General features: G+C 62.6%; 11 protein-coding genes. 2 read left to right on the forward strand and 9 right to left on the reverse strand.

Going from position 1 to position 13,841, the window contains the following annotated elements; genetic code table 11:
- Positions 1–12: 12 nt before the first annotated feature.
- Positions 13–1,626 carry a GMC family oxidoreductase gene (locus KUA23_RS13260; protein WP_078048233.1) on the forward strand — a complete coding sequence of 538 codons (1,614 nt, stop codon included), beginning with the start codon at positions 13–15 and terminating at the stop codon, positions 1,624–1,626.
- Positions 1,627–1,836: 210 nt separating this feature from the next.
- Here the strand turns inward: KUA23_RS13260 and KUA23_RS13265 are convergent, their stop codons facing one another.
- Complete coding sequence (locus tag KUA23_RS13265) at positions 1,837–2,934, reverse strand: DSD1 family PLP-dependent enzyme (protein WP_252994098.1); 1,098 nt, start codon at positions 2,932–2,934, stop codon at positions 1,837–1,839.
- A gap of 70 nt (positions 2,935–3,004) precedes the next feature.
- Between KUA23_RS13265 and KUA23_RS13270 the strand changes: the two genes are divergently transcribed.
- Positions 3,005–3,631, forward strand: a complete 627-nt coding sequence (locus KUA23_RS13270; protein WP_099491264.1) for a helix-turn-helix transcriptional regulator — start codon at positions 3,005–3,007, stop codon at positions 3,629–3,631.
- On the opposite strand, the gene KUA23_RS13275 is transcribed toward KUA23_RS13270, so the two are convergent.
- From KUA23_RS13275 to KUA23_RS13310, 8 genes are all read right to left on the reverse strand, one after another.
- Entirely contained in the window at positions 3,619–3,999 is a 381-nt protein-coding gene (locus KUA23_RS13275; RefSeq protein ID WP_078048236.1) for a RidA family protein, read from the reverse strand. The two genes, KUA23_RS13270 and KUA23_RS13275, sit on opposite strands and share 13 nt — an antisense overlap.
- Complete coding sequence (locus KUA23_RS13280) at positions 3,996–4,961, reverse strand: threo-3-hydroxy-L-aspartate ammonia-lyase (protein ID WP_252994099.1); 966 nt, start codon at positions 4,959–4,961, stop codon at positions 3,996–3,998. Before KUA23_RS13280 ends, KUA23_RS13275 begins: the two co-directional genes overlap by 4 nt.
- A 70-nt stretch (positions 4,962–5,031) precedes the next feature.
- Complete coding sequence (locus KUA23_RS13285; RefSeq protein ID WP_252994100.1) at positions 5,032–5,811, reverse strand: ABC transporter ATP-binding protein; 780 nt, start codon at positions 5,809–5,811, stop codon at positions 5,032–5,034.
- 11 nt (positions 5,812–5,822) lie between these two features.
- Positions 5,823–6,584 carry an ABC transporter permease gene (locus KUA23_RS13290; RefSeq protein ID WP_252994101.1) on the reverse strand — a complete coding sequence of 254 codons (762 nt, stop codon included), beginning with the start codon at positions 6,582–6,584 and terminating at the stop codon, positions 5,823–5,825.
- A 10-nt stretch (positions 6,585–6,594) separates the two neighbouring features.
- Positions 6,595–7,347: an ABC transporter permease gene (locus KUA23_RS13295; RefSeq protein ID WP_252994102.1), complete on the reverse strand. Its 753-nt coding sequence runs from the start codon at positions 7,345–7,347 to the stop codon at positions 6,595–6,597.
- Positions 7,348–7,550: 203 nt separating this feature from the next.
- A complete protein-coding gene (locus KUA23_RS13300; protein ID WP_252994103.1) occupies positions 7,551–10,016 on the reverse strand; it encodes a TonB-dependent receptor plug domain-containing protein in 2,466 nt (821 codons plus the stop codon).
- Between the two features lie 133 nt (positions 10,017–10,149).
- Entirely contained in the window at positions 10,150–12,390 is a 2,241-nt protein-coding gene (locus KUA23_RS13305) for a TonB-dependent receptor (protein ID WP_078048242.1), read from the reverse strand.
- 322 nt (positions 12,391–12,712) lie between these two features.
- A complete protein-coding gene (locus KUA23_RS13310; RefSeq protein WP_078048243.1) occupies positions 12,713–13,771 on the reverse strand; it encodes an ABC transporter substrate-binding protein in 1,059 nt (352 codons plus the stop codon).
- Positions 13,772–13,841 lie beyond the last annotated feature (70 nt).

Here is a 13,841-nt window from a genome sequence, read left to right on the forward strand (position 1 = left end):
CGGTAACCGTGAATGACATATGACTACATCATCGCCGGCGCTGGCGCCGCAGGCTGCATCCTCGCCAACCGGTTGTCCGCCTCGGGCGAACACTCCGTGTTGTTGCTGGAAGCCGGTGGCAAGGACAGTTCCTGGTGGTTCAAGATCCCGGTCGGTTTCGCCAAGATGTATTACAACCCGACCTTCAACTGGATGTACTACAGCCAGCCGCAAAAACAGTTGGCTGGCCGCAAGATCTACGCGCCACGCGGCAAAGTGCAGGGCGGCTCGGGCTCGATCAACGCGATGATCTACGTACGCGGCCAGGCCCATGACTTCAATGACTGGGCCGCCAATGGCAACGACGGCTGGGGTTTCAAGGACGTGCTGCCGTACTTCCGCAAGCTGGAGAACCACCCGCTGGGCGACACCGAGTACCACGGCGGCAGCGGCCCCATCAGCATTACGCCGATGAAGGGCCAGACCCACCCGATCTGCGACGTGTTCCTCAAGGGCTGCGAGCAACTGGGCTATGCCCACAGCGATGACTTCAACGGCCCGAACTTCGAAGGCGCGGGCCTGTATGACGTCAACACCCGCAATGGCGAACGCTGCTCCAGCAGCTTTGCGCACCTGCACCCGGCGCTGGGGCGCCCGAACCTGACGGTGGCGCTGCACGCCTTGGTGGACCGCGTGCTGTTCGACGACCAGCAGCGTGCCACCGGCATTGCCGTCACCCAACACGGCGTGGCCCGTACCTTCACCGCGCGCAAGGAAGTGATCCTGTGTGCCGGCGCGGTCGACACGCCGAAGATCCTGCAACTGTCCGGTGTGGCCGACCAGAAGCTGTTGGCCGAGCACAACATCCCGCTGGTCAAGCACTTGCCGGCCGTGGGGGAAAACCTGCAGGACCACCTGTGCGCCAGTTACTACTACAAGGCCAATATCCCGACGTTGAATGACGAGCTCAGTTCGTTGTTCGGCCAACTGAAACTCGGCCTCAAGTACCTGCTGACCCGCAAGGGCGCGCTGGCGATGAGCGTCAACCAGGCCGGTGGGTTCTTTCGCGGCAACGATGAGCAGAAGGACCCGAACCTGCAGCTGTACTTCAACCCGCTGTCGTACCAGATCCCGAAAAACAACAAGGCCAGCCTCAAGCCCGAGCCGTATTCCGGCTTCCTGCTGTGCTTCAACCCATGCCGGCCGACCAGCCGCGGCACCATCCGTATTGCCTCGAAGAACCCACGGGACGCGGCCTTGATCGACCCCAACTACCTCAGCACCCAGAAGGACATCGACGAGGTGATCCAGGGCAGCCGGCTGATGCGCAAGATCATGCAGGCTCCGGCGCTCAAGAGCATCACGGTCGATGAGGTATTGCCCGGCAAAGCGGTGCAGACCGATGAGCAGATGCTGCAATACTTCCGCGAGAACAGCGGCTCGATCTACCACCTGTGCGGCTCCTGCGCCATGGGCTCGGATCCGCAGGTATCGGTGGTGGACAAGCGCCTGAAGGTGCACGGGCTGGCGGGGCTGCGCATCGTCGATGCATCGATCTTCCCCAACGTAACCTCGGGTAATACCCATGCGGCAGTATTGATGGTGGCAGAGAAGGGCGCCGACCTGATCCTGGAGGATGCCCACTGACCCTTGTAGGAGCCTGGCCTGCCGGCGATGGCGCCTTCGATTTCTGCGCTGACCTTGCGCACGCCATCGCCGGCAAGCCGGGCGCCTACAGAAATTGCCGGGCCTGATCCCGCGCATTCAGACCTGAAACCCGCACCCTGTAGGAGCCGGCTTGCCGGCAAAAAACCCCAACACCGCCGCGCTTGCCCTGATACTCCACGTCAAAGTGGGTCACCAGCCGCGCAGGCGTTCCCATACCTGTAGATCGCCATTGTCTAAAAACGCGTGGTAATGCCCAAACTGGGTTCCGGTGGCGCACGCATGGTTGGGCAGGATGCGCAGCCGTGTACCCAAGGGATATTGCGCGACCACATCCTGGTCCTGGACGTGCGCCACGCCATGCTCCTGATTGGCGCTGTTCAACAGCAACCCCTGGATCGGCGTTCCGCGCTCATCACAGAGCTGGCCGTAGCCGAAGTCCTTTTTCTGCGCTTGCGTACCGCGATCCCGGCTCATGGCCATCCAGCCGGCATCCGTGATGATCCAGCCTTTTTCCGGCTGATGGCCGATTACGGTAGTCAGCACGCTCAAGGCCAGTTCGTCGAGGCGGCATACGCCGATGTTGTGCATCACCAAATCGAAGAACGCATACACGCCGGCACGCAGCTCGGTCACGCCTTCCAGGCTCACCGCCGACAGCGCGGTAGGCGTGGAGCCGACGCTGACCTGGGCGCACGCCATCCCGGCTGCGCGAATACACTCGGCGGCTTCAACGCAGCGTGCGCGCTCCAGTTCGGCGATGGCTTGCAGGGCTTCTGGCGTATCCAGCCCGTAGCTCTCACCGGCATGGGTGAGCACCCCGACCAGGCTGTCGCCCAGCAGTCGGGCAATTTCCAGCAGGCGTGGATCCTGTGGCTTGACCCCGGACCGATGGCCGTCGCAATCAATCTCGATCATCACCGCAAAGGTTTCGCCATGCGCCCGACCGAAATCGACAATGGCCTGGGCGCCGGCGAGGCTGTCGGTGATCAGCGTCAGGGCGCAACCCCGGCGACGCAGCGCCAGGGCCTGGGGCAGTTTGTGCGGGGCCATGGCCACGGCATAGAGGATGTCAGTGATACCCAGGTCAAAAAAATACTCGGCTTCTTTCAGCGTCGACACCGTGATGCCGCTGGCGCCCGCGGCGATTTGGGCGGCCACCACTTCGGCGCACTTGTGGGTTTTGACATGGGGGCGCAACTGCACGCCCAGGGCATTGGCACGCTGTTGCATGCGCTGGATATTGCGCTGCATTTTCACGGTATCAATCAGTGCGGCAGGCGTGTCCAAGGTTGCGGCTCCACAAGAGGGGACAGTGCTGAAATTGACGCCCTGTCCAGGACTGGATATGTTGTCTTGCATGAAAAACACCTCTCCCAACGATACTCATTTGATCAGCCAGCTCGAACAGATCGCCGAGGGCCTGAGCAAGACCTTCAGCCCCTTCTGCGAAGTGGTGCTGCACGACTTGCGCGACCCCCAGCACTCGATCCTGGCCATCCATAACAACCTGTCCGGACGCACCGCGGGTGACCCGACCACCGAACTGGGCCTGGCGCGGATTGCCGACCCGGATTACCCGCAAGTCATCGCCAATTACCAGAACCAGTTCAGTGACGGTCGCCAGGTCAAGAGCACGTCGATCGGCATCAAGGGCGCCGGCGGCGAGTACGTCGCGGCGTTGTGCATGAACGTCGATCTTTCATTGTTCCGGGGCTTGCAGGGCCTGCTGGAGCAGTTCGGCTCGGTCAGCGGCGACAAGCTCATCGAGTCCCTGGACCCTTCGGGCGCCGACGTGATCCGCGCCCGTATCGACCAGTTCGCCGCACGCCTGGCGACCACGCCGCGCGCCCTGAAAACGGCGGATCGGCGTGTGCTCATGCAGGAATTGAAAGACTCCGGCTGCCTGGATATTCGCCGGGCCATGGAAACCGTGGCCTCGCACCTGGGTGTATCGCGTGCGGCGGTCTACACCTACGCCAAGTAGCGCGCCACCGCCTCAATCTCCACCCGATAGCCGTGGTGCAACTCGGGCACCGGCACCACCGCGCGGGCAGGGCGGTGGCTGCCCAGTGCGGCGGCGTACACCGCATCGAATGCGGGCCAGTGCTCGACACCTGCGACGTACACCGTGACCTTCACCAAGTCCTCCGGCCTGCCGCCTGCGGCCCGCAGGATTTCCAACAGATTATTCAGCGCGACCTGCGCCTGTTCGGCAAACGGCGCCGCCAGGTTATGCCGCCCATCCGGGCTCACCGGCAATTGCCCGGAGATATACAGCGTGCCGGCATGGCCGATCGCCTGGGAATAGTGCCCGGCAGGTGGTGCGGCAGCCGCAGTCTGGATGATGTTCATGAGGCCTCGCTGAGCAGCGCGGCGTACTTGGCGATATCGACGTTGCCGCCGGTGACGATAATCCCCACCCGCTGGCCCTTGAACCGTTCTCCTTCGTTGAGCAGCGCCGCCAGGCCCAGGCAGCCGGTGGGTTCCACCACCATCTTCATGCGTTGCATGAAGAACTTCATCGCCGCCACCAGCTCGGCGTCCGACACGGTGAGGATGTCGTTGACCTTGTCGCGGATGATGGGGAAGGTGTAATTGCCCAAGTGTTGGGTCTGGGCGCCGTCGGCGATGGTGGCGGGTGTTTCGATGTGTACGATGCTGCCGCTGCGAAATGAGCGCTGGCCGTCATTGCCGGCTTGCGGCTCCACGCCGTAGAGCAGGCAGTCGGGTGCCAGGGCACGGGTGCTCAGCGCAGTGCCCGAGAGCATGCCGCCACCGCCTAGACCGACGAACAAGGCATCCAGCGCACCGGTGAATTCCAGCAACTCCTTGGCGGCCGTGCCTTGCCCGGCGAGGATGTGCGGATGGTCGTAGGGTGGGATCAGCGTCAGGCCGTGTTCAGTGGCCAGGTCGCGGCCGATTTGCTCGCGGTCTTCGGTAAAGCGGTCATACAGCACCACGCGGGCGCCATAGTCACGGGTGGCGGCGACCTTGGCAGCCGGCGCATCGGTGGGCATCACGATGGTCGCCGGTATGCCCAGCAATTGCGCCGCCAGCGCAATACCCTGGGCATGGTTGCCGGACGAAAACGCTACCACCCCGGCCTTGCGCTGCTGCTCGTCGAAACGCGACAACGCGTTGAAGGCACCGCGGAATTTGAATGAACCGGTGCGTTGCAGGTTTTCACATTTGATGAATACCTGGGCGCCGGTCAGCGCGTCGAGGATGCGCGACGTGAACACCGGCGTCGGGTGGGCAATGCCTTCCAGGCGTTGCGCGGCGTCGATGACGTCTGGGTAAACGGGCGATGGCATGGGCGGACCTCGTTGTCTTGTTCTGGATAAAATATCCATAACAAGACAAGTTGTAAAGGTCTGCCTGGGTTCAGTGACCCACCAGTTCTTCAAGCAATTGCTCTTTGTAGCCCTGCAATACCGGCGAGGCGCGGTCCCGAGGGTGGGGCAGGTCGACGCGGATTTCATGCTTGATCCGCCCGGGGTGCGCGTCCATCACAATCACCCGGTCACCGAGGTACAGCGCCTCTTCGATATCGTGAGTGACCATGATCACCGTGCACCGCTGCTGCACCCAGATGCGCTGCAGCTCGCGTTGTAGGTGCACGCGGGTCAAGGCGTCCAGGGCGCCCAGCGGCTCATCCAGTAACAGCACCTTGGGTTTGTTGATCAGCGCCCTGGCAATGGCTGCGCGTTGTGCCATGCCGCCGGAGAGCTGGTGCGGGTAGGCATGCTCAAAGCCGCTGAGGTTGACCAATGCGATATGTTCGACCACCTGGCGATCCTTCTCGGCCTGGGGCAGCGTGTGGTTTTTAAGCGCCAGGGCGATGTTCTGGCTGACGGTCATCCACGGGAACAGGCGATGGTCCTGGAATACGATGCCACGTTCCAGGCTGGTGGCCGCGATGCGTTTGCCGTCCAGCAGAATGTCGCCCTCGTACTCGGCCTCCAGCCCGACAATCAGGCGCAGCAAGGTGGATTTTCCGCAGCCGCTGGCGCCCACGATGCTGACAAACTCGCCAGGGCGCACATCCAGGTGAATATTCTGCAATACCGGCAGGTCGCGGCCTTCGATCCGGTAAGCCTTGCTCAGGCCCCTGATCTGCAGGGCGCCGGTGTGCACATGAGTGGGGTAAGCGATTGCATTCATAGCGGGGCCTTTCAACGGAGGTTGCGCCAGCGCAGCAAGTGGCGGCTCAAACGGGTGAACAACAGGGTCATCAGGTAACCGAGCAAACCGATGCACAGCACGCTGAGCACGATCACCTCCATACGCGAGCCGGCTTCGGCGTTCATCATCAGGTTGCCCAGTCCCGCCCCGGAAGACAGGAACAGTTCACTGCCGATGGCCGTGACCCAGGCAAATGCCAGCGCATGCAACACCCCGGTGGCGATACTCGGCAGCGCTGCCGGCAGCAGTACCTGGGTGAACTGCTGCAGGGGCGTCAGCGCCAGCACCTGGCCGACTTCACGGTAGCGCCGCTCCACATGGCTGAAGCCCTGGTAGGTGTTGAGCACCATCGGGTAAAACGCCGCAAGGGTGACGATCAACACCTTGGAAAACTCGCCATTGCCGAACCACATGGCAATCAACGGGATCCAGCCGAGCATCGGCACCTGGCGAATCGAGTGGAACAGTGGGCCAATCAGGCGGTTCGCCACGCTGGACAGCGCCATCAGCACCCCCAGCGTCACGCCGAACAGGATGCCCAGCACCAGGCCGCTGCTGGTGCGCGCCAGGCTGGCGAGCAGGTTGACCAGGAGTTCGCCGTTGCCGAGCATTTCCAGCAACGCGGTGCCAATCGCCGACAATGGTACAAAGGCGTAAGCGCCGGCGGCGTCCTGGCGCGAGGCGTATTCCCAGGCAAGCACCAGCAGCAACGGCAGCAACAGGCCCCGGGCTTTTTTCAATAGAGACAACATCGCAAGGCTCCTAGCGGGTCTGCCAGCGGAAGAGGTGTTGTTCGAGGCGACGAAACCCGTAGTCGAGGGCAAAGCCGATCACGCCCGTGACCACCACGCCAACCATCACCACATCGATACGCAGCATCTGCCGGGCCATCTCGATCATCTGGCCCAGGCCGCTGTCGGCCGCCAGCAGTTCGGTGGCGACCAGCACCACCCAGGCGCGGGTCAGGCTGATGCGAAAACCGGTGATGATCGGCGGCGCGGCGGCGGGCAGCGCCACCAGGCGCACAAAGGTCGGCCAGCGCAGGCGGTAAACGTCGGCCACTTCGAAATAACTGCGCGGGATGCCACGCACACCTTCACCCGCCGCCAGGGCCACCGGGAAGAACGCGGTCTTGGCGACGATGATGATCTTGAAGGTTTCATCGATGCCGAACAGCAGCACGAACATCGGGATCAGCGCGATGCTGGGGATCTGCCGCAAGGTATGGAACAGCGGACCGCAATACACCTCGACGCTCTTTGACGTGGCCATCAGCACGCCGAACGCCAGGCCACACAACGAGCCGATGCCAAACCCCAGCCCGAGGCGCGACAGGCTATTGCCCAGGTGGTCGAGCAGTTCGCCGCTGGCGAGCAGCTCTTCAAAGGTTTGCAACACCTGGGCCGGAGGCACCAGCAGGTTGCGCGGGAAGATGCCGAGATGGGCCACCAGCGCCCAGGTGGCGAGCAGGGCGAGGGGCGAGATAAGCCAGGAGAGTAGTCGAAGGAGGCGCATGGCAGGTCTTAATTGGGCTAAGTACCTGGCAGCTATCGCAAGACATGTGCCACAAACCGTAGGAGCCCGGCTTGCCGGCGATGAGGCCCTTGAGACGCGTGCATAAACAGAGGACGCCATCGCCGGCAAGCCGGGCTCCTACAGGGGGAATCACAGAAATGGTGAATGGGTGCTGCTACAGCAGCACTCATTCAGCAATCCCCTCAGAAGTCGTAGCTCACACTGGTGTAGTAGAACGCCCCCTGCGCACCCTCCGGGCTGGTGATCGAGTACTTCGGCACGCCGTACAACTGCGCGCCATCGGCCTTGTCCGGATGCGTGTCGAACAGGTTGATCGCGCCCACCGACACCTTCACGCCCTTGTAGAAGGTGTATGACACGTCCAGGTCGGTGACCCATTGCGGGCTGTAGGTCTGGTCCAGGCTGGGGTTGGTGGCGTTGAGGCTTTTCCATTCGCCATACCGGCGCTGGGCCACGGTGACGCCCCAGTTTTCATACAGCCAGTTGGCGCTCAGGGTCAGCTTGGAGTCCGGCGTGCCATCCTCGATCAGCCCCTGGGTGTTGCGCCCGACAATTTGCGAGCCCTTGATGTTGCCCACATCCCGCAGGCCGGTGATGGTGGTGTTGTTCTTGGCAAAGCCACTGCTCAGGTTCAGGCGGCCCCAGCGCTGCAGGTCCCACTGGTAGTTGCCGGTCAACTCGATGCCATCGGTGCGGGTGTCGGCGACGTTGGTGTAGAACGCCGCGCTTTGGATGTTGGCGTAGGGCGTGCCGGCGAAGATCGGCGTGACCACGCTGGCAGGCAACTGGTCAGAGAGGGTGATGCGGTTGTCGATGTTGATGCGATAGGCGTCCACCGTCACCGAGGCGTTTTCCAGCGGGCGCCACACCAGTCCCAGGGAATAGTTGGTCGATTCCTCCGGCTTGAGCGCCTTGCCACCGAGTGCCTGGGCTTCCGGGCTGTTGGCGCGCAGCGTGCGTTGCTGCACCTCGACGTAGTTGCCGCTGCCTGGCGGCTGCTCCACTACCTGCACACTGAACGACGACATGCCGCTCTGCACCAGCGATGGCGCGCGATAGCCGGTGCTGGCCGTGGCCCGCGCGGCGATCTGCGGGGTGAAGTCATAACGCAGCGACAGCTTGCCGTTGGTGGTGTCGCCGAAGTCCGAATAGTGCTCGGTGCGCACGGCCACGCCGGCCTGGAATTTCTCGGTGATCTGGCCTTCCACATCGATGTAGGCGCCCAGCACCTTGCGGTCCAGGGACGCCGCGTCCACTTGGGTGATGCCCGAGTAGTAGCCGGGCACACGTCGTCCGGTGATCGGGTCAACCGTGTTGAACAGCGGCCCGTTCTGCCAACCGGCGGCTTCGCCCGCGCTCAACTGGTAGTTCTCCTTGCGCCAGGCCAGGCCGGCTGACAGGGTCAGCGGCTTGAACAGCAGGTCGGTGGGGAAGTCGCGCACCCAGTCGAGGGTCAGGTTGGTCTGGTCATTTTCGCGTTTGCCGGTGTAGATGCTCGACGGGCTGTTGGCGCCGTAGCTGGGGTTGATCGCGTTGCGGTCGTTGGACTTGAGCGTGTTGTTGCCATGGTTCAACGCCAGGTCGAATTTGCCCAGTTGCTCGTTCTCGAAGCGCAAGCCGCCGGTGACGGCATAGTCTTCCAGCCCGTAGCGGGTGATCGGCAAGCGGCCGTCCGGGTAGCGCGCCAACGCATTGCTGCCGTAGTTGTTGCGCAGGGTCGTGGGCGGGTCGAAGAAACCTTCGGCGTCGGTATTCTTGTGGGCGTAGGTGGCAAACCCGTAGGCGGTCAGCCCCTCGCCAATGCCAATTTCGCTGTTGGCCACGACGTTGTATTGGTCCGAGACATTGCCCGCGCCCCAGCGCCAGGTGCGGTAGCGGTTGTTCTGCTCGCGCGGCGTGTTCACGCTGGTGTCGCCGGGGTAAAAGATCCGGTTGTCGGGGTTGGTGTCGCTGGCCGGGTCCTGGCTGCCGGCATCGAAACTGAGGGTGAGGAAACCGTCGTTGGGCAGCGCGAAACCTTTCCAGCCGCTGAGTTTGCGCTGGATGCCATCGCCTTTGTCATAGCCGCCTAAGCGGTAGCCGAGGTTACCGCCGTCGTCGTTTTCCTTGAGCACAATGTTGATCACCCCGGCGATGGCGTCGGAGCCATATTGCGCGGCGGCGCCGTCGCGCAGGATCTCGACGCGCTGGATGGCGCTGAGTGGGATCAAGCTTAAATCCACCGCCGCGGCACCACGCCCGTTCACCAGGCTTTGGCGGGTGATGTTGGCGCTGCTGTGGCGGCGCTTGCCGTTGACCAGCACCAGCACCTGGTCAGAGGCCAGGCCGCGCAACGAGGCGCCCTGGGCGATGGAGCCAGCAAACGCTCCCTGGGGCGACTGCGGGAAGTTGAACGACGGTGACAGCGCGGTGAGGGCGCCGGACAGGTCGGTGGCGCCGGTCTGCTGCAATTGCTCGCCGGAGAGCACGTCCACCGGTGCCGCGCTTTGCAAGGCGGTCAGGTCGCTGCGACGGGTGCCGAGGACCACCACGGTGTCGAGGTGATCGTTTTTGGCGGTGGGCTGGTTGTCGTCTGCGCCAAAGGCAGGCACGGCAAGGCTGCCCAAGACCAGCGCGATAGCGCCGGCCAACGGAGTGCGTTGGAACATAACTAGGTCCTTTCAGAAACCACCAAACGTGCAGGCGCCCGGTTTGCCGGCGATGGCGTCCGGATGGGCGATGTATGAATTCAGTGCCTCATCGCCGGCAAGCCGGACGCCTACAGTGGGTGGGGATTAGAGGTTAGAAGCGGCTGGTCACGCTCAGGCCCACGGTGCGTGGGTCGCCGTAGGTGATCACGTATTGGCCCAGGCCACCGTTTGGCCGGCCATGCACCTGGTAGCGGCGGTCGGTGAGGTTATTGACGAAACCGGTGACGCTGAGTTTTTCATCCGGGCTGTACCAGGTCAGGCGACTGTTGGCCAAGGTGTAGTGCGGTTGGCTCAGGTCCTTGTCGGCGCTGCTCTGGCGGTCGGCAAGGAAGTATTCCTTGTCGCGAAAGCTAACGTCCGCACCGGCCACCAGCTTGCCGCCGATTTCCAATGGGATGGTGTAGTCGCCACCCAGGGACACCACGTTGCGCGGCGAACGCACGAAGCTGTTGCCGCTGTAGTCACCGGTAACCGCACCGGTGCTGGGGTTGGTGTTCTTGAAATCGGTGTATTCGGTGTCGAGGAACGAGATCGCTGCGCGCAGGTGCAGGTAGTCGGTCGGCTGGCCTTCAAGCTCCAGTTCGGCGCCCTTGACCTTGCCCTTGGCGCCATTGGTCAACGCGGTGGTCAGCACACCGTTGTTGACCGTCAGCAGGTTCACCTGAATGTCGGAATAATCGTAGTAGAAGATGTTCGCGTTGGCGGTCAGGCGATGGTTGAACCACTCGGATTTCACCCCGAACTCATAGGCATCGAGTTGCTCCGGGTCCACCGTGGTCAACTGCGACAGGCTGGTGGACAGCCCGGTGTTGAACCCGCCCGAACGGAAGCCATGGGCGTAGCGGAAGAACACACGCACGTTGTCGTTGATACGGTATTCCGGGGTCAGGTCGTAGGTCCAGGCTTCCCAAGTCTTGTCTTCCTGACGGTTGCCGTTGGTACCGACGCCGCCCAGCGGGATCAACGGGCCGTTGGCGGTGGCGCGGGTCAGCTGGGTGAGGCTGAGGTCGATGTCTTTCTTTTCCTGGGTCCAGCGCAGGCCACCGGTGACGCTGAAATTGTCAGTGAAGTCGTAGGTCAGGTTGCCGAACAACGCGTAGCTGTCGGTCTTATGGTCGTAGCTCAGGTCACGGAAATCCGTGGCGCCGTTGATCTGGTTGGAGCCGGTGCCATTGGGTGTCGGGCCTGGCTGGATGAAGCGCCCGGCAGTGCTGTCCAGGTCTTCGTGGAAATAGTGAGCACCCGCCAGCCAGCGCAGGGTTTCCTGCTGGGGCGAGGCCAGGCGGATTTCCTGGGAGTACTGGGTGTATTTGTTGTCGGCGGTGGAGGTGCCGTTGACCTCGTACGGCGTGTAGTCGGCATCGCTGCTGGACTGGCCGCGAATGTAGTCATAGGCACTGATGGACGTCAGCGTGTAGTCGCCCAGGTGCCAATTGAGGGTCAGCGACGTGCCGTCGTGGTCGAGCTTGGAATCGTCCTTGACGTTCAACGCGATATTACGGCCCAGCGGGCGCTGGTAGCCCACGTTGTAATAGCGTCCCAGAGTCAGCGCGCCATTGGCGCCATCACCTTTGAACTCGCGGCTGTGGATCTTCCACAGCGCATCCAGGTCGTCGTTGAGCTGGGCAAAAAACTGCAGGCGCACGGCCTTCTTGTTCACATCGCCGTAGGTGTGATCGTCCACCAGGTTTTTCTGGAAACCATCGCGTTCCTCGGAATACAGCGAGATTCGCGCCGCGAGTTTTTCATCCACCAGCGCGCCACCCAAGGCGCCGCTGAGGATGCGTTCGTTCTTGCTGCCAAAGCCAATCGTGCCGAAGCCGTCGGTGTCGAAAGTCGGCTTCTTCGAGATGATATTCACCGCGCCAGCCGTGGTGTTCTTGCCATACAGCGTGCCTTGCGGGCCGCGCAGGATTTCGATGCGCTCCAGGTCCCAGAGCGGACCGCCACCGGCAATCGGCGCGTTCAGGTACACGTCATCGGCATAGATGCCCACTGGGTAAACCGTGGCGGCGCCGGTATCGCCGGTGCCCAGGCCACGGATGTACCAGCGCGGGCGGCCGTCGCCGTCAGGGTTCTTGGCCGAGGCGTTGGGAATGAAGGTGGTGATATCGCCCATGTTGCGCACGCCATCGGCGACGATATTTGTGCCCTGGACCGCCGAAACCGCCACCGGAACCTCTTGAAGGGTTTGCTCGCGGTGTTGTGCGGTGACGGTCACGGTCTTGAGTGACGGCTCGGTTTTGCTGGTGTCTTCGTCAGCGGCTTGGGCGCCACCGGCAACCAGCAAAGCGAGCCACAAGCCCTTGGTGATTGGATTGATGTTATGCATTGCAGTCTCCCCCGGAAAATGTGTCCTTGAAGGCGGTAGAGCAGAGATCGTGCCAACGGGATTTCAGGGTTGATACAAGCTTGCAAGCCATTGAAACTAAATGATTTTAAAATACGCTGTGGCGAAAATAACCCGCCGACAAAAGGCCTTTGAACAGGCCTGTGGAGCAATCAGCAAAAAGTGCTTGGAGGGTGCTGCTGGAGCAGCAGGGGAGGTGTTGCCTGGCCAACATGGCAGGCACCCGGCTGGCCGGCGTTGGCGGTCTCGAAAACGCCATCGCCGGCCAGCCGGGCTCCTACAAGGGGGGTGTGTGATGCCAGGGTTAAACGGCAACGCGGGAGGTGGAGCCGATGACTTTTTCCAGCACGCTGAAGTCGATCCAGTCGCGTACATCGAAGCGTCGGGGGATGAAGTGCCAGCGGAACAGGAAGTCGGTGAAATCCTGCAGTGCATCAATCGAGCGTGAGTCGAGGGTGGTGCGCAGACGCCTGTGGGCATCTTCGCCATACGCCGCCGTGACCCAGTACTCGCTGGTATTGAGTTCCTTGGCGAGGAAGCGCCGGGTCTCGTCCGGGTTGGCCCAGGCCCATTGCTCGGTGCGCAGCACGGTGTCGACGATCTTCACGCTGGCGTCGAAATGCTCCGTCAGCAGGTGGGTGTCCACCGTGAGGGTGCGCGGCGTGCCATTGTTGGAGCGGATCAGCGGGTCCGGGTGGGAGCCGGTGTCGACCACCACATGCAGGCCGAACTCGTTGGCCAGGTGCACGGCATGCGCACCCTTGAGGAAGATCGCGTCGATGTCGCCGCGCAACAGGCCGATCAGTTCGTTGTTGCGCCGGCTGAAACGGCTCACGCCCAGGCTGACCTCCGGGCCATACACGTAGGAGGTCTGGTTGTCGCTGTAGGTGCCGCCGTAGGGGTAGTCCACCAGTTCCACATCGGCGACTTCCAGGCCTTCGAGCTTGAGCGCGTTTTCCAGCCCGCGCAGGGCCTGGGCGCGGGTGAAGTCGATCTGCACGTTGGCCCATTTCGGCAGGCCGAAGCGCCGGTTTTTCAGGTCGCGCACGCTCTTCACACCGCTTTCGGCGGTGGTCAGGATCAGTTGCACTTCATCGCTCCACGACAGCCCCAGCACGCGGGTTTCGACACCGCTGGCATAGGCCCAGATTGCCGGGATATTGCCGCCGTGGCGCACCGAATTCTGCAGGTGATGGTCATAGTGGGCTTCGCGTACTTCCCGCTCGGTGGATTCGCGCAGCGATTGGATATTGGTGCCGTAAGGCAGGAAGGCTTCGGCCAGTCGCCCGGATTGCACCGCGATGCCAAGCCCGGTGGGGACCGGGCTGTGGGTGTACCAGAGAGTATCGAGTGGTTTGCTCATAAAATTCTTCGTTCAAATCCATGAAGCCGTCTGTAGGCGCCCGGCGTGCCGGCGATGGCGGTCTTGAACA

The organism is Pseudomonas pergaminensis (assembly GCF_024112395.2).
GTDB classification, from domain to species: domain Bacteria; phylum Pseudomonadota; class Gammaproteobacteria; order Pseudomonadales; family Pseudomonadaceae; genus Aquipseudomonas; species Aquipseudomonas pergaminensis.

Coding starts and splice junctions, on each gene's coding strand:
- KUA23_RS13285 (WP_252994100.1), bottom strand. CDS start 5,811: ATGAATGCAATCGCTTACCCCACTCATGTGCACACCGGCGCCCTGCAG.
- KUA23_RS13305 (WP_078048242.1), bottom strand. CDS start 12,390: ATGCATAACATCAATCCAATCACCAAGGGCTTGTGGCTCGCTTTGCTG.
- KUA23_RS13270 (WP_099491264.1), top strand. CDS start 3,005: ATGAAAAACACCTCTCCCAACGATACTCATTTGATCAGCCAGCTCGAA.
- KUA23_RS13310 (WP_078048243.1), bottom strand. CDS start 13,771: ATGAGCAAACCACTCGATACTCTCTGGTACACCCACAGCCCGGTCCCC.
- KUA23_RS13280 (WP_252994099.1), bottom strand. CDS start 4,961: ATGCCATCGCCCGTTTACCCAGACGTCATCGACGCCGCGCAACGCCTG.
- KUA23_RS13290 (WP_252994101.1), bottom strand. CDS start 6,584: ATGTTGTCTCTATTGAAAAAAGCCCGGGGCCTGTTGCTGCCGTTGCTG.
- KUA23_RS13300 (WP_252994103.1), bottom strand. CDS start 10,016: ATGTTCCAACGCACTCCGTTGGCCGGCGCTATCGCGCTGGTCTTGGGC.
- KUA23_RS13260 (WP_078048233.1), top strand. CDS start 13: ATGACATATGACTACATCATCGCCGGCGCTGGCGCCGCAGGCTGCATC.
- KUA23_RS13295 (WP_252994102.1), bottom strand. CDS start 7,347: ATGCGCCTCCTTCGACTACTCTCCTGGCTTATCTCGCCCCTCGCCCTG.
- KUA23_RS13275 (WP_078048236.1), bottom strand. CDS start 3,999: ATGAACATCATCCAGACTGCGGCTGCCGCACCACCTGCCGGGCACTAT.